Source organism: Pseudomonas sp. GM78 (assembly GCF_000282475.1).
Taxonomy (GTDB): Bacteria; Pseudomonadota; Gammaproteobacteria; order Pseudomonadales; family Pseudomonadaceae; genus Aquipseudomonas.
In genome coordinates this window covers 1-23,504 of record NZ_AKJF01000122.1, presented here as the reverse complement: position 1 = coordinate 23,504, position 23,504 = coordinate 1, and the positions used below count along the sequence as shown (strand labels likewise).

At 60.7% G+C, this 23,504-nt stretch carries 21 protein-coding genes and 1 pseudogene; 5 read left to right on the top strand and 17 right to left on the bottom strand.

Translation table 11 applies throughout. From position 1 onward, the window contains the following. Positions 1 to 139: 139 nt before the first annotated feature. The 7 genes from PMI35_RS12290 to PMI35_RS12310 form a co-directional block, all read right to left on the bottom strand. Positions 140 to 928, bottom strand: coding sequence for a CpsD/CapB family tyrosine-protein kinase (locus PMI35_RS12290; RefSeq protein ID WP_008061510.1), 789 nt, complete (start codon positions 926 to 928; stop codon positions 140 to 142). 11 nt (positions 929 to 939) lie between these two features. Continuing rightward, entirely contained in the window at positions 940 to 2,502 is a 1,563-nt protein-coding gene (locus tag PMI35_RS12295) for a GumC family protein (protein WP_008061508.1), read from the bottom strand. Positions 2,503 to 2,522: 20 nt separating this feature from the next. Beyond that, positions 2,523 to 3,611 carry a hypothetical protein gene (locus PMI35_RS12300; protein WP_008061507.1) on the bottom strand — a complete coding sequence of 363 codons (1,089 nt, stop codon included), beginning with the start codon at positions 3,609 to 3,611 and terminating at the stop codon, positions 2,523 to 2,525. Between the two features lie 56 nt (positions 3,612 to 3,667). After that, positions 3,668 to 4,225, bottom strand: coding sequence for a polysaccharide biosynthesis/export family protein (locus PMI35_RS12305; RefSeq protein WP_008061506.1), 558 nt, complete (start codon positions 4,223 to 4,225; stop codon positions 3,668 to 3,670). A 110-nt stretch (positions 4,226 to 4,335) separates the two neighbouring features. Then, positions 4,336 to 4,815, bottom strand: coding sequence for a hypothetical protein (locus PMI35_RS0132835; protein ID WP_032831763.1), 480 nt, complete (start codon positions 4,813 to 4,815; stop codon positions 4,336 to 4,338). A 415-nt stretch (positions 4,816 to 5,230) separates the two neighbouring features. Beyond that, positions 5,231 to 5,749 (bottom strand): G/U mismatch-specific DNA glycosylase, encoded by a 519-nt coding sequence (mug, locus tag PMI35_RS0132830; RefSeq protein ID WP_032831762.1) that lies wholly within the window; start codon positions 5,747 to 5,749, stop codon positions 5,231 to 5,233. Further along, on the bottom strand, positions 5,742 to 6,368 hold the full coding sequence (locus PMI35_RS12310; protein ID WP_008061502.1) for a TetR/AcrR family transcriptional regulator: 627 nt from the start codon (positions 6,366 to 6,368) through the stop codon (positions 5,742 to 5,744). Before PMI35_RS12310 ends, mug begins: the two co-directional genes overlap by 8 nt. A 250-nt stretch (positions 6,369 to 6,618) precedes the next feature. On the opposite strand from PMI35_RS12310, the gene PMI35_RS12315 reads away from it, so the two are divergent. From PMI35_RS12315 to PMI35_RS12335, 5 genes are all read left to right on the top strand, one after another. After that, complete coding sequence (locus PMI35_RS12315; RefSeq protein ID WP_008061501.1) at positions 6,619 to 7,737, top strand: HlyD family secretion protein; 1,119 nt, start codon at positions 6,619 to 6,621, stop codon at positions 7,735 to 7,737. After that, a complete protein-coding gene (locus tag PMI35_RS12320; protein WP_008061500.1) occupies positions 7,737 to 9,236 on the top strand; it encodes an MDR family MFS transporter in 1,500 nt (499 codons plus the stop codon). The genes PMI35_RS12315 and PMI35_RS12320 overlap by 1 nt, the downstream gene beginning before the upstream one ends. Before the next feature lie 19 nt (positions 9,237 to 9,255). Next, the gene (locus PMI35_RS12325) at positions 9,256 to 10,716 is read left to right on the top strand and encodes an efflux transporter outer membrane subunit (protein WP_008061499.1); all 1,461 of its coding nucleotides are present in this window, start codon (positions 9,256 to 9,258) and stop codon (positions 10,714 to 10,716) included. Between the two features lie 30 nt (positions 10,717 to 10,746). Then, on the top strand, positions 10,747 to 11,697 hold the full coding sequence (locus PMI35_RS12330; RefSeq protein ID WP_008061497.1) for an aldo/keto reductase: 951 nt from the start codon (positions 10,747 to 10,749) through the stop codon (positions 11,695 to 11,697). A gap of 61 nt (positions 11,698 to 11,758) precedes the next feature. Beyond that, positions 11,759 to 12,706, top strand: coding sequence for a LysR family transcriptional regulator (locus tag PMI35_RS12335; RefSeq protein WP_008061496.1), 948 nt, complete (start codon positions 11,759 to 11,761; stop codon positions 12,704 to 12,706). A 53-nt stretch (positions 12,707 to 12,759) separates the two neighbouring features. Here PMI35_RS12335 and PMI35_RS12340 read toward each other — a convergent pair whose 3' ends face one another. The 10 genes and pseudogenes from PMI35_RS12340 to PMI35_RS12380 form a co-directional block, all read right to left on the bottom strand. Continuing rightward, positions 12,760 to 13,026 (bottom strand): DUF2790 domain-containing protein, encoded by a 267-nt coding sequence (locus PMI35_RS12340; RefSeq protein WP_008061495.1) that lies wholly within the window; start codon positions 13,024 to 13,026, stop codon positions 12,760 to 12,762. Positions 13,027 to 13,266: 240 nt separating this feature from the next. Continuing rightward, positions 13,267 to 14,934, bottom strand: coding sequence for a BCCT family transporter (locus PMI35_RS12345; RefSeq protein ID WP_008061488.1), 1,668 nt, complete (start codon positions 14,932 to 14,934; stop codon positions 13,267 to 13,269). A 223-nt stretch (positions 14,935 to 15,157) separates the two neighbouring features. Further along, entirely contained in the window at positions 15,158 to 16,327 is a 1,170-nt protein-coding gene (locus tag PMI35_RS12350; protein ID WP_008061486.1) for an MFS transporter, read from the bottom strand. A gap of 27 nt (positions 16,328 to 16,354) precedes the next feature. Next, entirely contained in the window at positions 16,355 to 16,726 is a 372-nt protein-coding gene (locus PMI35_RS12355; RefSeq protein WP_008061478.1) for an ethanolamine utilization protein EutQ, read from the bottom strand. Continuing rightward, a complete protein-coding gene (locus PMI35_RS12360; RefSeq protein WP_008061476.1) occupies positions 16,723 to 18,051 on the bottom strand; it encodes an NAD(P)/FAD-dependent oxidoreductase in 1,329 nt (442 codons plus the stop codon). Before PMI35_RS12360 ends, PMI35_RS12355 begins: the two co-directional genes overlap by 4 nt. Positions 18,052 to 18,061: 10 nt before the next feature. Further along, positions 18,062 to 19,306: an FAD-dependent oxidoreductase gene (locus tag PMI35_RS12365; RefSeq protein ID WP_238543188.1), complete on the bottom strand. Its 1,245-nt coding sequence runs from the start codon at positions 19,304 to 19,306 to the stop codon at positions 18,062 to 18,064. After that, positions 19,295 to 19,459 (bottom strand): annotated as a pseudogene (locus PMI35_RS35405) (rubredoxin); the annotation flags it as partial. The pseudogene PMI35_RS35405 and the gene PMI35_RS12365, both read right to left, overlap by 12 nt. A gap of 5 nt (positions 19,460 to 19,464) precedes the next feature. Continuing rightward, a complete protein-coding gene (locus PMI35_RS12370; RefSeq protein ID WP_008061472.1) occupies positions 19,465 to 20,910 on the bottom strand; it encodes an aldehyde dehydrogenase family protein in 1,446 nt (481 codons plus the stop codon). A 12-nt stretch (positions 20,911 to 20,922) separates the two neighbouring features. Next, positions 20,923 to 22,110: an aromatic ring-hydroxylating oxygenase subunit alpha gene (locus tag PMI35_RS12375; protein ID WP_177325080.1), complete on the bottom strand. Its 1,188-nt coding sequence runs from the start codon at positions 22,108 to 22,110 to the stop codon at positions 20,923 to 20,925. 287 nt (positions 22,111 to 22,397) lie between these two features. After that, positions 22,398 to 23,315 carry a LysR substrate-binding domain-containing protein gene (locus tag PMI35_RS12380; protein ID WP_008061465.1) on the bottom strand — a complete coding sequence of 306 codons (918 nt, stop codon included), beginning with the start codon at positions 23,313 to 23,315 and terminating at the stop codon, positions 22,398 to 22,400. Positions 23,316 to 23,504 lie beyond the last annotated feature (189 nt).

Sequence of the window (23,504 nt, the reverse complement as noted above, 5' to 3'; positions counted from 1 at the left end):
TACCGCAGCAATGGATATGTACTCAGTCAACAAACAATAGGTCGGCTGTCAGGCCGCCTTCGCGAGCAGGCTCGCTCCCACAGTTGATCGTCTACATCCGCAAGAGACTGGTCGGCAATCGCAGCGGTACGGCGATCTCCTAGTAAGGCCGTTTCGCCGGCCCGGACTTGTTCAACACCGTACCAATCAGATTCGCCCTGCCCAGATGATGCAGACTCTCCTCGATCTCCTTCTTGGTGTTCATCCCATTGGCAACCACCAGCAGCACGCAGTCGAACTTGGGCAGCACGGTAATCACATCGTCCGAACTCAACACCGGCGGCAAGTCAAAGATCACGACACGAGAGTTGTAGCGTTCACGCAGATCAACGATCAAATCGCTCACCGCCGGCGAGGACAACACCTCGGTGGAAAGCGGAATCGGCTCGCGCGTCGGCAGCACCACAAAACGCGGCAAGGTCGGGTTGACCAACACCTCCTGCAGCTCTGCTTCGTTGCTCAGAAATTCATTGAGCGATTTTTCCATCGGCAGCCCCAGGTAGCTACCCACCTTGGGGCAACGCAAATCGAAATCCACCAGCAGCGCCGTCTTGGTCGTGTGATGCGCGATACTCATTGCCAGGTTGATCGCCAACACCGACTTGCCCGCCTCCGGTGTCGGCGAGGTAATGGCCAGTGTGCGCCAGCCATTTTCCTCCATGGCCTTGAGGACCTGGGTACGCAGCAGATCGAACGCCCAGCCCATGTTCGAATTCTTGTTGTAGGCGACAATGCGATGGCGTTCCAGATGCTCTGCCCGCAACGGTACGACCTTGGTTTGCACGTAGCTGAGTGCATTGAGCGGTGCAGGCTGTCCAGATGAAGAGAGCACCAGGCCTGACGAAGGCAATTGTTCGCCTTTACCCAGAGGTGGCTTAATAATTTCCATCGCAATATTCCTTATTCAAACCGCGCCAGAGCCTTGAACATCAGCAAATCCAGTGGCATGTAGAAGAAGTGCAGGAGCACCAGGGAAACCACGATCATCAAGATGCCACAGAGCACCAGTATCGTTCGCCACTGTTTGCGACGAGCCAGTTCCGCCTGGGTATGAATGTAGGGGATGGCCACCAGTACGCGCCTGCCCAGCACACTGGTCAGCGCGTCGACACCACGTACCCGCTGGCTCAGCATCTCGAGCAGCATCACCAGTGCACCCGCCCCTACCGGCGCGAGGACAAAGCCCAGGGCCACGACTTTCTTGCGGTTCGGCCGCACCGGTTTTTCCGGCATCAACGGCGCTTCGAGCAGCACGAAACGCTCGGCTTTGTTTTCCTGCTCCAGGCTTTCGGTAATTTTCGCACTCATCTCCTTGGTGCGGATTTCCTCATACTTCTTGCGTGCGTTTTCATGGTCACGCATCAGTGTGACCAAGCCGCGTTCCACTTGCGGCGCCTCGAGAATCTGGCTCTCCAGGGTCGCGATCTTGTCGAGCAATTGCTGCTTCTGCGCGGCCAGCGATCTCATGCGCTGCTCCGAGGCGGCAATGCGCGCCTGGACCCTGGCAACCTCCATGCTGACCGGCGTGGTGGAACTGCCACGGCCTTGACTGGCCTGCATGGCGGCAATCTTGCGCTTGATGGCCCGCACATCAGGGTGGGCTTCCTTATAGATCGTCAGCAGCCGGGCATACTCGGCCTTGAGGCTCGGTAGATCCTGCACCGGTTCAACGACCGCGCCCGCCGTGCCCGGCTTGGTCGACAGGCCGGCATTGGCCGCCGACAGTTCCAGGTCCTGGAAGCGCAACTCTTCGTTGGCCGCCTTGTAGTCACGGTCGATATCCTTGAGTTCGAGTTCAGAGCGCGACAACATGTTCATGCGCAGCTCCTGATGCTCGGGCAGCGCGTTGCCATGGGCCTGCTTGAAGTCCGCCAGCTTGTTCTCCAGCACTTCCAGCTCGGTGCGCAGCTTGTTCGCTTCCTGGGTCAGGAACTCGGTGGTTTCACTGGCGCGCTCGGTGCGCTGCTTGATGTTCTCATTGAGGAACAGCGTCACCAGTTCGTTGGCCACTTCGTTCGCGACTTGCGGCTCCCTGTGCTCGAAGGCAAGGCGGAAGGCAATCGTCACCTCGCCTCGCCCCTTGACCGCCGCACTGACCAGGGCGACCGAAATCGCAGCGCGCATCTCTTCGATCTTCTCGGTCAGGGTCAGCCGCCGGCTTCCCGTTTCGAAAAGATTGTACTTGTTGATGATTGCCTCCAAATGCTCGCGGGTCATCACGCGCTGGCGAATGACCTCGATGCGCTCGTCGGCAAAGGTATTGTTGTTCCCCGCCACCAGGTCCGGCGAAATCTGTTGAGACTCGACCAGGATAGTTCCGGACGACTGATAGATCGGTGGCATGGAGGTCGCCACCAACACAGTCGCCCCGATTATCACGGCCACTGTCACAATCAACAGCCAGGCCCGGTGTTTGATTACTGCAATGTAGTCGTTGACCGACATTTCGTATTCAGAGGACATAAATACCACGCTGCTGAAGGTCAGAAGTCGGGGTGACTATAGATCAAGGTCATCCCTATGATGTTGGCATCGGCATCTGGCAAGCCATCTCGCTCGCGCTCTTTGTAGGTGAAGGATAGGCGTGCAAGCCAAAAAGGCGAGAGTTCGCGACTGACATAGGCGCCGTATGTGCGAAAGGTACTGGGCGCGTCCCCTTTGGTTTTTTGCCAGGAGCCATCAACACCGAGACGACTGGTCTCGTCGAGCAGATAACTCCAGTTACCCCGCAGCTCATCGGATTCGATCAGGCCATTCTCCCCGTTGGCGATCGTGCTGCGACTGGCTTCGACACTGGACTCGACACGCTCACCGGTATAACGCAGGTTCGCGCCACCCTGGCCGGTGGGGCCACTGCCGCTGTCGGAAACCTTGTTCACGCCGCCGTACACCGACCCCGTAAACTGCTCGGAGATCTGGAAGTTCACACCGGCCACTGGGGTGTAACTGTTGGATGAACCAAGGGTGGTCTCGTCCTTGGGCTCATAGCGCGTCGCTTCGAAACGGGTGAACAGTTCGACCCGCTCATTCCATTGATAAAGCCAGCTGAAACGGTTGGTCAGCTCATCGTAGTTGGTCAGCGAGGCGGTGTCGTATTCGACATGGGTGAGGTCGATTTCGTTGACCAGGGTGCTGCGCTCGGTCACCGCGCTTCGCCAGTTGCCGCCGATGCTCGAGAGCTTTTGCGTGCCATCGGTTGAGTCTGTTACACCGGTCTGCTGGACTTCAGTGGAAAGCGTCGAACTCTCGATGTATCTCGCCGTGAGTCCATAGCTACCCTTTTCGGTCTCACGCTGCCAGCCAAACGACAGCCGCGGATCTTCTCGATCGGACACGACGTCTTTATCGGACGAACGCTCGAGATTGACACCGAGGCCAAACTTCCACTGATCCCGATCAAAATTACCCACCAGCGTGTAATCGGGGGCAATGATCGTTCGCGTGATCGCCTTCTCGTCAGTCGTCAAGAGCAATGGATTGCTGTCGTGCTCGACGGTCATGGGCAGTGCAACTGCCGACTGCCAGCTGCCGGCGTAGGTCATGCCGGAACATGGCAAAGTCAATATTGCCATCACCACTCCGGTTGTTTGCAATGAACGCAAGTTAATCCTTAATGCATCGCGCAATGTCAGGGTACGACCAGCGTATCGCCGGCCTGAAGTTGAAAGTTAGTGGACATGTCATGCCCGGCAATCAGATCGCCGTAGTTGACGGGCAGTACTTTCTGGGTTTTCCCTTCGCGCCGCAAGAGCTTGATATCGTCCTTGTCCGCGAACTTGTCCAAACCGCCGGCCTCGCTCAAGGCTTGCAGTACATCGGTCTCACCGGTCATCTGTACCCTGCCAGGCTTGAGTACCTTGCCCTGGACATAGACGACATTACCCCTGGCCTCCGTGACGACAACGCTCACCTTCGGCTCGGGATAGAATTCATCGTAGGCCTTGGTGATGACCTTTTCGGCTTTAGCCGTATCCAGCCCCTTGACCTGGACTCGCCCCGCCAGCTTCAAGGTAATGTAGCCATCAGGCAGAACCGGGACGACCTCTCTGTTCTCCCGTGGCTCGCCCCAAACGGACACTTCGACAATATCTCCCGCGTTCAGAAGATAGGCATTTTCTTCGGCGGCGCCGGCCATGCTGGGCATGATAGCCAGCGCACACAGTGCAGGTAACATTAAACGCAGCATCTGGATTCCTCCGCCTGGTTAGCACATCTAATGAGGATCAACCGTTACTATCAGCGTCCTCTTTAAACCTGTAACACCCACAACAAAAAACTGTCTCGCAAAACTGTCATCTAGATCTTGCGCCGGTTGGCGACAACGATGAAACCTAACAGTGCGGAAGAGAATAACCATACAACCGCAGAGACCGGGACTGCATTGGGTTGAGTGACGTGGAACGCCGATTCGCCAGTCATTCCCTTGTCATGTACCGGATCAATCACGAACTGCTGCGTGGCAACTTCCGTCATTAAACCGTCGCACGCTGAAGTATTGACGTAAGCATTCGCTGCCGACTCGGAACCATTATCAGTGCTGGTAAGTTTGACACTTTTGGTGTCTGGCGAAGAGCCACCATGGTCTTTACCAAGACTTTCCGTCGCGGCAAGGGCACCCTCGGTCGAAGCTGCGGCGGCTTGAGCCCGTGCACCCTCGCAAGCGCTACTTATGCGACTAATTTCATAGGGCAAATTGGCTGCTTGCGCAGTGGCAACGGCTACTCCATTCAGAGTCGCAAATAACACAATCAACTTAATGAAAACTGTCGTCCGCATATAACCGCCTCCCTGCGCTGAGGGTTTGGATTGAGTCGGTTGAAAAAATCTGAATCAGGCTAAATGGAGCCTATAAGCAGATAGCCAGTACGTCAATAGCACGTCACAATAATAAATAGAAATATAAAACGCCGTCGGATAACGTCAAAAAAACGCCGTAAGCAGCCTAAGTGACGCGTCAGAGACAGCAAGTGTTTATGCGTGCAGTGGCCTCTCATAAAAAGACTGTCAAACCAGCCATCGCACAAACAAAACAATGCAATGACAATGCCGCCTAGCGTTGCGTTGATCGCCTCGCATCGGGTAACTGGCCGTCGCCCGCAGGGTCAGTGAACAGCTCTGGGCAAGCAATATCCGGGCGGGAAATCAGGTGCGAGCTTGGTGCGCCAGCGCACGCTTTTCTGGCGCCTTCGCGCTAAAACAGGCGCGCGCCTGCCGTCATATACAGCTGGCGGTACGCATCCACCAGTTGCTCAAGGGTAAAGGCGCGATTTCGCCCGCTGGGGTTGGGAAGCACCCAGACCGCGGCATCGCCGAAGGTTTTCGGCTGCGGCCCCCAGGCAATGTCGCGCTGGGCGGACAAGGCGCAGTAAGCAGCCTTGCCGAGAAACGCCACGAAGCGTGGCGCAAAACCGGCGATCTTCTGTTCGAAAGCCACCGCAGCCGCGGCAAACTCGTGTGCCGACAATTGATCGGCACGTGCCGTCGGCCGCTGGACCACGGCCGTCAAACCACAGCCATAGTGCAGAATCATCCGGTCGTGCTCCGGCTGCAGTTGTTGTGACGTAAAACCGGCGAGGTGCAACGTGCGCCAGAAACGATTGCCCCGACCGGCAAAATGATGACCCTGGGCCGCGGCCGCCAAACCTGGGTTGATGCCACAAAAAACCACGTCCAGTTGTGGCGCCAGTATATCGTCGAGCCCCTCACCCACCGCAGATCACACCGACCGCGTTGCGGGCGAGCGCCGTCAGTTCCTCACGGGATTTGCCGGCCCGCGCACGGATCGAAATGCTGTGCAGCAACGATGAAGCGAGTACGGCCAGCGCCTCTGCATCAACATCCTCTTTCAACTCGCCGGATGTAATGGCGGTTCGCAGGCGCGCCTCCAGATCGGCATCCAGCCTGCTCAGGCGATCCCCCAGCACCTCGCGGATCTGCGGATCCTCGACAGCCTCAGTGGTCGCCGTGCCAATCGCGAAACAGCCACGTGGCTGGCCGTCGCCGGAGAAGTAGATCGACAGCTGTCCCTCATAGAAACGCATCAGCGCCTGGCGCAATGTCAGCTGGCTGTCGTTCAGCGCGGCCTGCATGTCGGCGGCGGCAAACTCCCAGTACTGCTCGAGCGCCTTGATGTACAGGGAATGTTTGTCACCGAAAGCCGCATAGAGGCTGGGGCGATTCATTCCGGCCGCCGTGGCGATGCTGTCCAGGGAGGCGCCGGAATAGCCGGTGCTCCAGAACACACCAAGCGCTTGTTGCAGCGCAGTCTGCGGGTCATACGCACGGGGCCGGCCGCGGCCTTTGCCCTCTGTCACTTTATTTTGTGCCATACCGTACAAATTCCTTGCAGGAAGGTGGATGAGGGGATATTTTTACACCATCGCACAAAAATAAGGAACCACAAATTCCTTGATCCATGTTTGCTCAAGCGCAGCTCGAACCGGGTGTTGCAGCGACGAAACAGAGGCGCCGGAGTGATCCTCCCAAGCGCCTGCGGGATTGTTTTTCCACAACATTCATTGACGTCGGTGCCAGGCGATTACTCCAGGCCCGCCTTCCCGGTCAAAGGTGCACTCGATCATGACGCAATCAATCGACATCACGGCTTCGCAGGCCCATGAGGCCCAATCACCGATCAAAAAAAACCTCAAGGAGAAGCTGCGGCCCTGGCTCATGGTGGGCCTGCCTGCCCTCTTCGCCGCCGTTGGCTATGCGCACTACGTGGCGGGCGAACCCTTCGTCACCACCGATAACGCCTACGCCCGAGTGGCCAAGGCTTCGGTCAACGCACGGATTTCCGGGCAGGTGGTGGACATCGCTGTCGCGGACAATCAAAAGGTCAGCAAGGGCCAGGTGCTGTTTCGCCTCGACCCCAAGCCATTGCAGATCGCGATCGATCGTGCGCAAGCGCAACTGAGCGTCGCGCGGCTGCGCATCGATGGGCTCAAGGCCAGCTACCGTCAGCAGCAGGCCGAACTGCAATCGGCCAAAGAGTCGGCGGATTTCGACCAGAAGGAATTTGCCCGCAAGAAAGCGCTGGTCGCGACCGAGTTCGTCTCCCGGGCCATTTATGAGCGCGCGGAAACCGACCTGAAGATCGCGCGGCAACGCATCGCCTCGATCGAACAACAGATCGCCAGCACCATCGTCGCCTTGAACGGCAACCCCAACATCGAGGCCGACACTCACCCCTCGGTGCGTGAAGCCAAGGCGCAGCTCGATGAAGCGCAGCTGTACCTTTCCTACGCCACCGTCCATGCGCCGGCCGACGGCATTGTCGCCAAGGTCGACGACCTTCAGGTGGGCAACTATCTCAACAGCGGCGCGCCAGCCTTCGCGTTGATCAGCGACCATGAGATCTGGGTCGAGGCCAACTTCCGGGAAACCCAGGTCACGCACATGCGTGCGGGCCAGGCAGCGAGCATCGGCATCGACACCTACCCGGGGCGCGTGTTCAAGGCCCACATAACCAGCATGAGCCCCGGCGCCGGGTCGGACTTCGCCCTGCTGCCCCCGGAAAACGCCACCGGCAACTGGGTCAAGGTGGTCCAGCGGGTACCGGTTCGCCTCGAACTGGATGACGCGGACCCTGCCCTGCCGCTGTTTTCCGGCACCAGCGCCACGGTCAAGGTCGATACCGGGCATCGCACGCCATGGTGGCACCCGCTCAAGTCGCTGTTGACCGCAGGTAACTTCTGATGAACGCCCATGCACAAACATCTCCAGAGGGAGGCGGTGCGCGCTCGCTCAGGCTGGCGGTGCTGCTCGCCACTTACATGCAGTCGGCCAATCTGCCACTGCCCAATGCGGTACTGCGGCTGATTCAAGGCAGCCTGTCGATGACCGACGACCAGGCCGGCTGGATCTTCACGGCGTACCTCGCGGCGAGCGCCATCACCCTGCCGATCGCCCAGTGGCTTGCCGGGCGTTTTGGCCTGAAGCGGGTCTATCAGGCTGCGCTGGCCTTCTTCGTCCTCGGCTTGCTGCTGGCGACGGTGGCCACGACGCCGCTGCAATTCATCGGCGCGCGGATCATCCAGGGCCTGGCCAGTGGCGTGCTGGCGCCCCTGTCGATGGCGATTGCCTTGGAAACGCTGGCACCGCAGAAGCGCATGAAATTCGGCGCGACCTGGACCGCCATCGTGCTCCTGGGCATCGTCAGCGGCCCAAGCATCGGTGGCTGGATCGCCGAGCATTTCGACTGGCGCCCGATCTTCTACATCAGCCTTCCGTTGTCGGCGTACATCTTCCTGGTCGTGGCCCTGTTGCTGGCCGAGAAAAAAGCCGACAAGGCGCAGTCCTTCGACTTCTTCGGCTTCGGCAGTTTCACCTTGGGCCTGATCAGCCTGCAGATGCTGCTCGACCGCGGTGAACGCCTGGACTGGTTCGACTCGGCGGAAATCTGGATCGAGGCAGTGGCCTGTGGGCTGGGGTTGTACGTGTTCATGGTGCACCTGTTGACCCGCAAGACGCACTTTCTCAACAAGCGCCTGTTCCGCGATCGCAATTTCGTGCTGTCGACCCTGATCTTTTTCGCCGTGGGTTTCGTGCTGCTGTCGACCATGGCGCTGACCTCGCCGATGCTCGATGAAATTCTCGGCTATCCGCCCGACACCACCGGTGCGCTAACCATCCCGCGCGGCATCGGGCTGGTGGGTGCGTTTGTGCTGATGGGGCGGCTGCCCGAGCGTTTCGATCGCCGGCTGTTCGTGGCGGCCGGTGTGGCCCTGGTGATCTATGCCAATGCCCTGATGCTGGATTTTTCGCCTTTGATGGACTGGTCGCCGGTGGCGGTGGCCGGCGCCATCCAGGGGATCGGCATCGGCATGTTGATGCCGGCACTGACCAAGGTGGCGTTCAGCACCCTCGACCCCGCGCTGCGTGCGGAGGGTACCGGCCTGTTCAATCTTTCGCGTGTCTACGGCAGCACCCTGGGCGTGGCGATCGTGCAGATTTTCTTCTTCAACAATACCCAGGCGATGCACCTGGCGCTGGCCGCCAATGTGACGCCCTATCGCGCCGCCGCCCATTTCGGCACAGCGTCATTGCCCTTGCCGGCACTGGAAGGGCTTAACCACCTGATCACCCACCAGGCCGCGTTCATCGCCGTCGTTGACCAGTTCAAGATCCTGCTGGTGGCGATGCTGGTGGTGAGCCCGCTGGTGGTCTTTCTTCGCAAGCCGATACCGGCCAACTAGTTTTCGTGGAGTCTGCGTTATGAAATCCAGTCATCTGTTCCCAACGAAAATCTCGGCATTGGCGGCGCTGGTCTTGCTCTCTGCCTGCACCGTCGGCCCTGACTTCAAGACCCCGCCGGCGAGCCCGTCGCAACACTATGATCAACAGGCCGAGCAGCGTCTGGGCCAGGGTGGTTCGCAGCGCATTGCCCTGGGCAGCAAAGTCCGTGGCCAATGGTGGTCGGCCTTTGGCTCGCCCAAGCTCGATCAGCTGGTACGCCGCGCCATCGACGGCAACCTGGAGCTGGTCGCCGCCGACGCCACGATCCGCCAGGCGGCGCAATCGGTGGCCGCGGCGCAAGGTGCGCTGTACCCGCAGGTCGACTTCGGCGCGACTGCGGGTCGCCAACGGCTGCACAACACCAAGGAGCCGTCGGTCACCAACTTCTATGCGATCGGGCCACGGGTCGGTTTCGATCTGGATGTCTTCGGTGGCAACAACCGGCTGGTCGAGCAGGAGCAAGCCTTTACCGACCTGCAAAAACATCGTTATGAAGCGGCGTACCTGACCCTGACCGGCGAGGTCGCCAGCCAGGCCTTGCTGGTGGCCTCTGCCAATGCGCAGATGCAGGCCGTGGAGACCTTGCTCGCCAACGACGCCCGCAACCTCGAACTGGTACGCGCGGCCCATGCCAGCGGCACCACCACGCAAATCGATGTGTCGCTGGCCGAAACCCGGCTTGCCCAGGACCGCACGCTGCTGCCACCCCTGGCCCAGCAACGGGATGCGGCGCGCCATGCGCTGTCGATCCTGACGGGCAAAGGCCCGGCTGACTGGATTGCGCCGGACTTTCACCTCGACGAATTTGCCTTGCCGTCGAACGTGCCGGTGGCCCTGCCCTCGGAAATGGCCCACGACCGTCCGGACGTGCGCCAGGCCGAGGCCGAGCTGCACATCGCCAGCGCCGCCGTCGGCGTGGCGACCGCCAATCTCTATCCCCGGGTGACCTTGTCCGCCTCCCTGGCCCAGGCCGCCTCAGGCAATGGCGGCGCGGCCCTCTGGGGCTTCGCGGCGGGCATCGCCGGGCCGATCTTCAATGGCGGAACCCTCAAGGCTGAACGCCAGGCCGCCGTCGAGGGTTACAACGCGACGCTCGCCGGCTACCAGCAGACCGTCATCAGCTCCTTCGGCCAGGTCGCGGACACGCTCCAAGCAATTAACCATGACGCCCAGGAATTTCGCGCCCAGGAGGATGCACTGCAAGCCGCCGACACCAGCCTGCGCCTGAACCGGCAAGCCTACGCCCGGGGCGAGAACAGCATCCTCCAGGTGCTCGAAGCCGAACGTGCCTACCAACAGGCGCTGCTGGGCCAGATCCGGGTCAAGACCGCGCAGTACCTCGACACCGTGCAGCTGTTTGTCGCCCTCGGCGGCAACTCCGTCGGCGTGTTCGAGCAACGGGTCGCCACTGCCCAGGCAACACAACGTTCGTATCAGTAGAGGCTGCGGCCTCGGTAATTGGAGAAAGACATGTCCTACGAAGCCTTCCACGATGAACTGCGCGATACCCGGTTTGCCCTCAACCACGGTTCGGGTCAGCTGCCCGCCGTGGGTTTCGGTACCCTGTTCAAGGACCTCGGCGTCACCACCCAGGCGATCACCCACGCGTTGGAAACCGGCTTCCGCCATTTCGATTGCGCCGAGCGTTATCGCAACGAGGACAGTGTCGGCGTTGCCCTGCGCGCCTTCATGGACGCCGGCAAGGCACGGCGCGAAGACCTGTTCATCACCACCAAGCTGTGGAACACCAACCACCGTCCCGAGCGGGTGTTGCCGGCCTTTGAAGCCAGCTGCCGACGGCTGCAGGTGGATTACATCGATTGCTACCTGATCCACACGCCCTTCGCTTTTCAAGCCGGGGACGACCAGGATCCCAGGGATGCCTTCGGCCATGTCCTCTACGACTCCGGCGTGACCCTGATCGACACCTGGCGGGCCCTTGAGCAACTGGTGGACCAAGGTCGCTGCCGGTCCATCGGCCTGTCGGACATCACCCTGGAGGCGCTGAAAGAGATCGTCGCCGTGGCGCGGATCAAGCCCGCGGTGGTGCAAGTCGAATCCCATCCGTATCTGCCGGAATGGGAGTTGCTGGAATTCTGCAAAGAGCACGGGATCATCCTCCTGGCCTTCGCGCCGCTGGGCCACGGCATGGAACCGAACGTGCTGGAAGACGAGGTGATCCAGGGCATCGCCCGGCACCTGCAAAGAACCCCGGCGCAGGTGGCCCTGGCCTGGGCGGTACAGCGCGGCGCCGCGTTCCTGACCACCTCGGCGACACTGGGCCATATTCAGGAAAACTTCGATATCACCACCCTGCCCCACCGGGCCATGCTGGAAATTCGCCAGGAGATCACAACGCGGATACGCTTCAATTCGGTAGTGGAAACCGGTGTACCGGGATTCATCCCGCGCAAAAAATGAAAGGCCTCGAAGGGACGGCCCTGTGCCGTCCTTTTTTTGATCAACCCAAGAGGCGACGACGATGGATGTTTTCCAGGGCATGCGGTTTTTCATGGCGGTCGCCCAGAGCGGCAGCTTTACCGCAGCGGCCCATTTGCTGGACACCACCACGACCAACGTATCCAAGGCGGTCTCAAGCCTGGAGGCCCGGCTGCAGACCCGCCTGATCAACCGCACCACCCGGCGCCTGGCCTTGACCGAGGCCGGCACACGTTACTTGCAGCGCTGCGAGAAGATCCTCGATGAACTGCGAGAAGCGGAACAGGAAGCAGGCACCGCACAGGTCACCCCCGTGGGCCGCCTGAAGATTCATGCGATGTCGGCCATCGGCAACCACTACGTGATCGACGCCATTGCCAGATACCGCCAGACACACCCCACGGTCCTGTTCGATCTTGCCCTGACCAATCGGCTGCCCGATCTGCTGGAGGAAGGTTACGACATGTCGATCGTATTGGCGCGCGACCTGCCCGACTCAGGCTTTGTCGCCCAGCGCCTGGGCATCACCTACAGCATTCTCTGCGCCTCGCCGACTTATTTGAAGCAACGCGGAATACCCGACACGCCGGGTTCGCTGGGTTCACATGATTGCCTGAGACTCGTCAACACGGTCATGCCGGTGGAACACTGGGTGTTCGAAGGACCCGCAGGCGTGGAGACCGTCAACACGCCGGTGTCGCCGTTTCACGTCAACACCGCCGATGCCATGACCGTCGCCATCACCCAGGGCATGGGGATCGGCATCCAGCCGATTGCGTCCGCTGTGGCCGGCCTCAAGGCAGGCACCCTGGTGCGGGTGCTGCCGCAGTACCATTTTGAAGAGTTGAACCTGTTCGCCATCTACCCTTCACGAAAATTCGTCGATGCAAAAATAAAAACCTGGGTGGAGTTTCTCAAGGACTACCTGCCCGGGTTGCTGGCTAACGATGACAAAATTGCACGCTCTTCAAAATATGCCGAAAGAGCCTGAGTGCTCCCGCGCCGAACGGATGGAGTGTCGACCCTCCACCGTCATCACGGTACTCAACCGTTCGAGCACCCAGTGCCCATGACCTGATACTGCATGACATGGCGCAGGCCCTGGGAATCTTCGTAGGTCATCTGCGCCGAAACCGGACCACACTCCGGCGCGACATCGGTCACGGAAATGACCTTCTTGATGTCCAGTTTCGAACCGTAGGTGTAGGTCTCGATCGGTGGCTTGTTGGCCGAGATTCTGGCCTGGCTTTCTTCGGCAAAGGCCTGGGAACCGATGCAACTGAGTGCAAGGAAAATCGCGATTCTTTTCATGGGGTTCACCGTCTCGTTCAGGGGCTGATGTGTACCGCTGGAACCCTTGATCCGGGTTCATTCGGTAGAGACGATGCTAGGGGTTTGCCCCGCTGCCAAACAGCGCCCTGACGGATAAACACTGTTAACAGAATGCGCAGGAATGCCGGGATCGGAATTTGAAGGAGAGCATCAAACCGCAACCGTCGGCTGTATCGGCAGCAGACGGTTGCGGTGTGTTCACGTAAGCCTCAGCGAGACTCAGTAGGCGGGTGTTGCCGCCAGCGCATCACGCCCCTCTTGTGCAGAACGCTCCTGCTGCGGCAGGCGATCCAGCGCAGGCGTCCAGGCCGGCACGGCGGGCATCTCCTTGCGCAAGCTGTGGATCAGCGTATAGGACATCACCAGCAGCAACATGGCGATCGGCAAACCGGCGGCGATACTCGCCATCTGAATGGCCTTGAGTCCCCCGGCCAGCAACAACCCGGCGGCAATGGCACCTTCGAGAATGCACCAGAGCAGCCTGATCCAGTTCGGCGGATTGGTGCTGCCCAATGCACACAGGGTGCACAGGACCTGGGTGCCGGCATCTGCGGTGGTGACGAAATGCACACCCAGCAACACGCAGACCAGGATCGACAGCGCGGCGCCAATCGCCTTGCCATCGAGCGACTGCAGCAAGGTGAACATGGCCGCGGTGGTTTCTTTCTTGGTGGCGAGCAGCACGGTGCCGCCTTCGAACTTCGGCTGCTCCTGGGTCACCACCTGACTGGCGACGGATGCCTGGTAGGCCTGCCTGTCCTGCTGTTCGTTTTTCAGCGCAGCGCCACCGAACACCGACATCCACAGGATGGTCACCATGGTCGGCACCACCAGCGCCCCGATCACCAGTTCGCGGATGGTCCGGCCTTTGGAAATGCGCGCGATGAACAGACCGACAAAAGGACCCCAGGTCATCCACCATGGCCAGTAGAACGCCGTCCACCAGTTTTGCCATTCGCTGTCTTTTTGCGTGTCCATCCAGAAACTCAGGCCAACAATGTTTTGCACATAGTCGCCGGTGGATTCAAACATCAGGTTGAGGATGTAACGGGTCGGACCGATCGCCAATACGGCCAGCATCAAGATGAAGGACAGGTACATATTGAGCGTGGAGATACGTTTCATACCCTTGGACAGTCCGGCCAACAGTGAAATGCAGGCAACGATACTGACAAACAGAATGATCGATAACTGCAACCCGACACTCACCGGAATACCGAAGACCTGATGCAATCCGGTATTGATCTGCACCACACCGAGGCCAAGCGACTGGGAGACACCAAAGGCGGTGATAACCACCCCCATGATATCGACCACATGGCCGATCCAGCCGTAGATACGATCGCCAATCAGCGGATACAGCAGCGATCGCAGGGCCAGCGGCAAACCTTTACGGTAGGCAAAATACGCCAGGCTCAGGCCGATCATGGAGAAGATCGCCCACGGGTGCAGGCCCCAGTGGAACAGGGTGATACGCATCGCCAGGGTGGCGGACTCGTCCGTCAAGCCCTTGGAGAACGGGTTGTCGGCGTAATGCAGCATGGGTTCGGCCACGGACCAGAAAATCAGTCCGATGCCCATTCCCGCGCTGAACAGCATGGCAATCCATGAAGCGAAACTGAACTCGGGAACATCCTGTTCGGTGCCAAGTTTCAAGTTACCGAATCGGCTGATCGATATATAAAGCAATACGCCCAGCACACCACTGATCAGGGCGATGTAATACCACTTGAAGTTGTGCAGGATAAACACCGAAGCCATTTCAAAAGCCTTGGCTGCCTGTTCGTCTTTAAATGCACAGAACACGACAAACAGGATCACCGCTAATATCGAAGCAACAGTCACATTCGGATTAAGGCCTTTCAACAGGCCGGATTGAGCACGCATTGTTTTCCCCTTTTGTTTTTGTATAAGGGTTTGGATATGTTCCGCAGTACGCTTATCGCCTGGTATCGACTGACACCAGGACGGTTTCATCTGCAGCTGTATTCCGGTCTATTGCGCCTTTGGCAGCATCGCCAAGATGGTTGAAAGTTGACCAGCCTTCAAACCATTTTTCGTCACCGACTCATGAGAAAAACGCATCAATACGGCGCACTCCAGCGCCTGTCTACAGGGTGCTTTCGCAGGCCCCTTGTTCGCTCAAAAGCCTGACTTGCGCCTGCCCTACCAACAGGGCCAGCAACGCTGCGGTGCCCGCCAGGAAGAAATAAAAGCTCGAGGCGCCGAAGCCTTCCATCAGCGCTCCGGCAATGAGTGGCCCGATACAGGCGCCGACTCCAAAGGTGATCAACAGCATGCCGGAGAGCGAAACGCGCAATGACGGCTCCATGTTGTCATTGGCCAGCGCGACGCCCAGCGGGTACAGGCAGAACTGCAGAAAACCGATGCCCGCACCGAACCACAGCAAGGTCAGGAACGAAGGCGCTTGGGTGAACCCCAGCGGCAGGCTGATGAGTACCAGCAATACCGCCACCGCGCGGATCAGGCTCGCACGGGGTAGCCGGTCCGACAGCCAGCCCAACGGCAACTGGGCCAATAGCCCGGCACCGATGGTCAACGCCAGGAGCTGGCCGATCTGCGCCGTGCCCAATCCCTGCTTGCTCGCATAGATCGACGCCAGGCCGTAGAAGCTGCCGTTGAGCATGCCGGACACCAGGATCGTCCCCAATGCCTGCGGAATGCGCCGCAGGAACAAGCGCAGGTCGATCGAGGTCGCAGGCACCGCCATGGGGTGCGCGCTGCGGGTCAGCGCCACCGGCACCGAACACAGGGCGAACACCATGGCCACCGCCAGCAGTGCACGGATGCCCAGCCCCTCGTCGAGACTCAAGGCCAATTGGCCGAGCATCATGCCGACGTAGCTGGCGACCATGTACAGCGCCAGGACACCGCCGCGCTGTTCGGTCCGGGCCTGGTCATTGAGCCAGCTTTCCAGCACCATCAATTGGCACATCATGGCCAGCCCCACCAGCGCCCGCAGCACCAGCCAGAAAGCCAGGGAGGTGCTGAACTCATGGGCCAGGACCGCCGCCGCAATCGTTGCGGCGCAGGCCGCGTAGGTGCGAATGTGCCCGACCTGCGCGATCAGGCTGCGCCCGACCCAGCCACCCAGCACCATCCCCAGGGCATTGGCGGCCATCAGCGCGCCACCCGCCGTTTCGCTCGCGCCCAATGCATTGAGGCGCAGCGCCAGGTAGGTCATCAGCAAGGTCGATCCCAATTGCATCAACAAGCTGGCCAGGTAGAGGGCGCCGAAGGTTCTTGTCAGTGTTATCACCGTGCCGACTCCCTGAATAATGATGGTTCAAGCCAAACCGTGCAGTTGCTTCCAGTTGCCCGGGTGAACCACATACCCGAACAACGCATGCCCGCCATAAACCAGTTCCGTGCCTTCGGGGATCCACAGCAACTGGCCGGGTGTGACGGCAAAAAGCTCGTCGCCGACCTGCAACTCGAAGCACCCTTCGATGACGAAAATCACCTCGTCGTACAGCACCGTCCAGGCCACTTGCGCACCTTCCCAGCGGGCAAAACCCACACCGATGTTCGGCGAGACTTCGTTGCTGAGGGCGCGCGCCACATAGGCAGCGCCTGGCGGGCCGCCACGAAAGGTAAAATCCAGGTCCTGATGATCGATGCGCAGCACTTGGCGCTTGCCTTTATCTGCCTGGCTCATAGCTCGCTCCGGCTGTTCCAGGCCGCCAGGCGAATGCGCGAGCGAACCCCCAGGCCGAGAAAGGGTTCCGGCGGGTTGAGCGACGGCATGCCGGTCACCGCCCGGATGTCGTTGAGCTGCGCAGATTCGGCACCCACGGCGAGATCGGCGAGCATCGTCCCGGAGATGGTGCCCCAGGCGGCACCGACGCCGTTGTCGCACGCCGACGCGTAGACACCGTTTTCCAGTTCGCCAAAGAAGTTGGTGAAGTTACGCGAGATGGCGTAGACCCCGCCCCAGGTATGACTGAACGGCACCTCGGCCAGCTGCGGAAAACGCGCCAGGAAAGCCTTGCGATGCGAATCCTGTACTTTCGAACGCATGGCGTCGCTGGTGCTGCGACCGTATTTGGGCACGTGCTTGTAGGTGTTGCGAATAATCAGGCGGCGGTCCTGGGTCATGCGCACCGTGGTGCCGGCGTGATCAGCCGGGGTCAGGCCCCAGTCCAGTTGGCCGCCATAGGTCGCCAGCTCCGCATCGGTCAGGGGGCGGGTCCAGCTGGCAAAGGTCATGACCGGCAACAGGCGATTGCGCAGGTAGCCGAACTCCTGGGTGAAGATGCTCGTGCCCAGCAGCAGCTGCGGGGTACGGATCTGCCCGGCGGTGCCGTGCAAGATCCAGCCGCCACGGCCGTCGCGCTCCAGGCGCTGGATCGGTGACTCTTCCAGCAACTCGACGTTGGCCGGCAAGGTCCGGGCCAGGCCGGTGACCAGCGCCGCCGGTTGCATCAGGTAGCAGCCGGGGGTGTAGATGGCGCCGCGATAATGGCCGGTGCCCAACACCTTGGCCAGCTCGGCGCTATCGGCCCGGCGGAACGGTTCGCCGAGGTCGCTCATCAGGCGTTCGAAATGATCCAGGTAAGCCAGGCCACGCTCGCCGACGGCGCCTTGATACTTGCCGGCATGGGACCACTGGCAATCGATCCCACGGGTTTCGACCAGGCCCTGCAGCTGCGCAATCGCGGCGCGATTGAGCGACAGCAAGCGCTGTTTGTGCGCGGGGTCCGGATGCTCCAGCGCGAACTTGTGCGGCAGGTCAATCACGAACCCCGAGTTGCGCCCCGAGGCGCCATGGGCCACCCGTTGCGCATCCACCAACAGGATACGGGCTTGCGGGTGATGTTCGGCCAGGCGACGGGCCGCGGCCAGGCCGGCAAAACCCGCGCCGATCACGGCATAGTCGGCGCGCTGTTCGCCGGACAGGCGCTTGCACGCCGGTTGTTCGGGCAACGCTGCATACCAGCCGCAACTCGCATCGTCGTAAGGCAGGTTGATCGTGTTTTTCATGTGACTGGCCTCAGGCGACTGCCTGCTGAGAGTGCTGACAGGACTGCAGCAATGCGCTGCGTTGCGTTTGCGCTTGGCGACCGAGCAGGACAAAGCCATTGAGCTGGCCCCGGGCATCGTAGAAACCGGCACTCAAGCCATCCTCGGTCGGCGTGCAGCGCCATTCGCCTTCGCAGGCGATGGCGGGCGCCAACAGACACAGCGGCGCAGCCGGGGTTTTTACCGTGACGGGCATCAACGGGTAGTCGACGGCGGTCGGTTGGCCGAGCAGGGTTTTGCTCAGGGCCTGGATGCCCTGGTTGATCGGCGCCAGAAAAGGCAGCAGTTGCCCGCCAATCTCGATGCAGTCGCCCAGGGCGTAGATGCCCGGTACAGAGGTTTGCAACTGGGCGTTCACTTGAATGCCTCGCCCAACCGCCACGCCGGCGCTCTCGGCCAGGCTCAGGTCGGGGCGCAGGCCGACCGCGGACAACACCAGATCAGCTTCCAGCGTGTGGCCATCGGCGAGCGTCAGGCGATAGCCCTGCCCGCTGGACTCGACGGCTTGCAGCGTGTTCTGCAGATGCCACGTCACCCCCAAATCTGCCAGCGCATGCTGGAGCACCTGCCCGGCTTCGGCGGGCAACAGGCGCTCCATCGGCCAGCGACCCAGGCCGATGACATCGACGTCAAAGCCGTTGTGGGCCAGATCGTTGGCAAACTCGCAGCCGATCAGGCCGTCACCGAGGATGGCGACACGCCGCACGCCGCCCAGGCGTTCTCGGAACCCCTGATAGTCCTGCAGGTTATTGACGCTGATCAGCGCCGACGTATCACCCTGGATCGGCAAGCGAATCGGTTGCGCACCGCTGGCGAGGACCAACTGGCCGTATTCCATGTCACCGAAACTGGTGCGCAGGCGCCGTGCCGAACTGTCGATGCCCAGCACCTTGCAGTGCGGATAAACCCGCAGGTTCAGACGCTGCTCGATGGCCAGCGGCGTTTCGCCGGACAGGGCCTCGGCGCTTTTGCCTTGGGACAGCCCGATCGAAAGCGCGGGTTTGGAGTACAGGTGACCGGACTCCTGGGTCAGCACGCAGATCTCGACCTTGGGGTCGGCCTTGCGCAACGCCTGGGCCAGGCCGTAACCGGCATAACCGCTGCCGATGATGACGATCGGCTGGCGTAGCGACGGCGCGACGACAGGCAGCGGCGGCGCACTGACCGGCACGCTGGCGACCGTGGCCGCCTGGGTGTACTCACTGATATCGAGCATCTCGAAATCAGCCTTGCCCACGTGGCATTCGGGGCACATCCAGTCTTCGGGGACATCTTCCCAGCGGGTGCCGGCGACGATGCCGTCCTGCGGCCATCCCAGTGCCTCGTCGTAAATCAGGCCACACACGATGCAAAGCCAAGTCTTGAACATGGTATTCACTCCCCGGCGACCCGGATCGCCACGTTTTTGGTGCGCACGTAGCTGTACAAGGCTTCCTGGCCCTTTTCCCGCCCAAAGCCCGACAAGCCGACGCCGCCAAAGGGCGTTTCAATGCCACCGGCATACCATTCGTTGACGAACACCTGGCCGGATTTCAGGCGACGCGTGCAGCGCATGGCGCGGCTGATGTCCTGGGTGAACACCCCGGCTACCAGACCGAACTCGGTGCCGTTGGCGATGGCGATCGCCTCTTCTTCGGTGTCGAACGGCATGATCGCCAGTACTGGCCCGAACACTTCTTCCTGGGCAATGCACATCTGCGCGGTGACGTCCTTGAACACCGTCGGGCGCATGAAATGCCCGGCCCGGTCAGCGAATGCTTCACCCCCGGTGACCGCCACCGCGCCGTCTTCCACTGCGCGGCGGCACAAGGCTTCGATGCCCGCCAATTGCCCTGCGCTGACCACGGGGGTGAGGTCTGCGTTGTCCTGACCCAGGCCGACGCTGAGCCCCTCGGCCATGGCGACGACGGCCTCGACCACCTCTTCATAAATGGCGCGCTGCACCAGCAGCCGCGACATCGCCGAACAGACCTGGCCGGCATTGAAGAAAATGCCCGACTGGACGCTGGCCAACAGTTGCTCACGGTTTGCATCGGCGAAGGCGATCGCCGCGGACTTGCCCCCCAGCTCCATCACACTGGGAATCGCATGCTGCGCGGCATCGCGCAGGATCGACTGGCCCGTCGGCACGGAACCGGTGAACACGATCTGGTCGACAGCGCGATGGCTGACCAGGTACGCGCCGACTTCGCGGCCGCGGCCACAAATCAGGTTGATCGCGCCGTCGGGCAAGCCGGCCTTGGCAATGGCGCGGATCAGCACGCACATGCCCAGCGGTGAAAGCTCGGGGGACTTGATGACCACCGCATTGCCAGCGGCCAGGGCCGGGGCCAGCGAACGGGCGCAGATCGACACCGGGAAATTCCACGGGACGATCTGTGCCGACACGCCCATCGGGTCGTACAGGGTAAAGTCCATGTAGCCGTTGCCCAACGGGATCGAGGTGCCCTCGATCTTGTCGGCCATGCCGGCGTAATACTCGAAGTAGCGCGCCGCCTCGATGAACTCGTCGCGGGCATCGCTCAGGCGCTTGCCGTTTTCCTGGCACAGCACCCAGGCACCCTCGTCGGCCACGGCACGAATTTCTTCGGCAATGCGCAGCAGCCAGGTGACGCGCTGCGCTGGTCGCACACGGGTCAATTCACCGCTGTCGGCACAGCGGCGGGCAGCCAGCAATGCGCGCTCGGCATCGTCGACGGTGGCCTGGGCGATGATTGCGAGCGGCTCGGCCGTGCCGGGGTTGTTCACCGTCAGGCGCTGGGCGCTGTCGCACCATTGCCCGTCAATGTAATTGAGCCAGTGAGAGGCTATCGGATACATGGGACAACCTCCTCAGGCAGACGGCGTGGTAGCGAGCAGTTGACGTGCGGCCCACTGGTGGAAGAAGTGCGTCGGGATGTCCATTTCCGGAGAGAACGCGCCGCCCTTGTAGCCTGGGGAATGCCGGCCTTTCTGCATGCCTTCGACCGAGCTGATGTCTTCGGCGAACACCACTTTCCAGGACTCCAGGATCGCCTCGCGGCAAGCGCTGAATTCCTCGCTGGTGGCAGCGTCGTCGCCCACATAGAACAGGCGCAGGTGTTCGATCGTGCGTCCCGGCGAGACCGGCTCCAGCTGCATGGCGAAGGCATGGTCAGCCTGGATGCCGAGCAGCACGTTCGGGAAGAACGCGACATACTCGGCGTTGCGCAGGCGATCCAGCGGCCAGGCGGGGAATTTCGGCAAATGCGTGCCGGCGACGTCCGACAGGTTGTAGGCGTAGCTGCCCTGGCCGGCGAAGTGCTGGTCGAAAATGATGTTGTAGTGGTCTTCCAGGCGCGAGTACGAGTTCAGGCTCGGGTGCACCCACGGCAGGTGATAGGCCTCGCAGTAGTTCTCGACCGCCAGCTTCCAGTTGCAGTTGATGTCCAGCGTCGTGGCGTCATGGCCCGGACGACGGCGCAGCAGGCTCATGCCGTCCTCGCCCAGAAACTGCGTCCAGCGTGTGGTCAGAGGGGCCAGCATGTCTTCGAGCGATTGCGCGTCCCCGGACAGGTTGATGAACACCATGTCCATCCAGATGGCACTGCGGATGGCCTTCAAGCCGTGTTTTTCACAGGCGAAGCGTTCGTCTTTGTGCTGGTCGATGCCGCCGACATGCGGCGTGCCACGCAGCCCGCCGTTGAGGTCGTAGGTCCAGGAATGGTAAGGGCAACGAATGACGCCCTGCACCTCACCGGCCTCCTCCACCAGCTTCATGCCGCGGTGGCTGCAAACGTTATGAAACACCTGCACCAGGCCTTCACGGTTGCGCATCAGCAGCAAAGGCAGCCCCATGAAATCGACGGGCTTGACCGAACCGGCCTTGCCCAGGTCACTGGCGAAACCGACACAGGCCCAGGTTTTACCCAGGACCTGATCGCGCTCAAGTTCGAAGTAGCGTTGTTCGGTGTAGAACTCGTTGCTCAGGCCGGTCGCTTCATGAATCGGATTAAGGACGGTTTCAAGTTGATGCACAGGAATTTGCTGGATGCTGCTCATTATTGTTTTCCCCTGCTGGGCACGGTGTTGAAGGGTCGGCAGGCTCATGGGCCAAGGTCCGCTGGCAGCAAGTTTGGGAAAACAGGGGGTGTCCCGACAAACGATATTTCCGGCGCCACTCATGACTTTTTGTCATAAATAAAGGTAGCCGTATTTTTTAGCGGAACGTTTGTCGTGCGCACTTCAGCGCAGGCAAAGTGGCCGCTCGGCATTAAAAATACCGAGGGTTCGAGATATACGAGGCAAGAGAGTTTTAGTTCGTGGGGATGACCGCCAGGACACTTGGGTTACTGGTTGTCCTCGGGCGGTGGAAGTTGATTCATCAGCCAACTGCGAAAGCGTTTTACACTTTGCCGCATACCACCGCGCGCCAAGGGTTCGAGCAAACAAAACTGCGCTTCTGTGCGTAACACCGTATCGAGCGGTCGCACCAGGGCACCGGTCTGCAGGTAATCGTCAACCAGGTTGGACCAGGCCAGCGCGATACCCTGCCCGCCGATAGCGGACTGGATCAACATCGAATAGCTGTTGATATTGATCCGGCGCTTGGGTTCGACGTTTTTCAGGCCCAGGCTGCGGAACCATTCGGGCCAGCCAATCCAGTCACGCTGCGGGTCGTCGAGGAACAGCCAGGTGCAGGCTGCCAGGTCCTCGGGCTTGTTCAAGGCCGGGTGCTTGGCCAGGTAAGCGGGGCTGCACACCGGGAAGACCTCTTCGGAAAACAACGGCGTGACCTGCATGTCCCGGGGCGGTGTGCGGCAGTAATACAGCGCCAGGTCACAGTCCAGGCGCGAGAAATCCTTGACCTGGTCATGGGCGATGATCCGCAGATCGATCTCTTCGTTCTCCCGTTGAAACTCACTCACTTTAGGCAACAGCCACAGTGAAGCCATCGCGGTACTGGTGGCGACCGTCACTTGCTCGGCGCCCTGCCAATGGCGAATTTCACCGGTGGCCTGGGCAATATGCAGCAACGATGCACGGACCGTTTCATAGTACTGGCTGGCTGCGGGGCTGAGGTGAATCGTGCGGGTGGTGCGTTCGAACAGGACCTTGCCCAGATAATCTTCAAGCAGACGAACTTGTCGACTGATTGCCCCTTGGGTGACGTTCAGTTCTTGCGCGGCCAGGGTAAAACTCAAATGGCGCGCTGCCGCTTCAAACGCGACCAGGCTATTGAGTGGCGGTAGAGGGTGGATTTTCATACAAGGCAGGTCACGTCGTTATTTTGGTTTTATCGCGGGAGTTTAGCCCCTGTCACAGGTGGTGGACAGCGGCATTGACGGGCCCTGGCAGACGATAGGAAAACCTGTAGGAGCCCGGCTTGCCGGCGAAGGCGTCCTGACGGCCAATGGGGATTTTGTTGACTGAGTACATATCCATTCCTGCGGTAA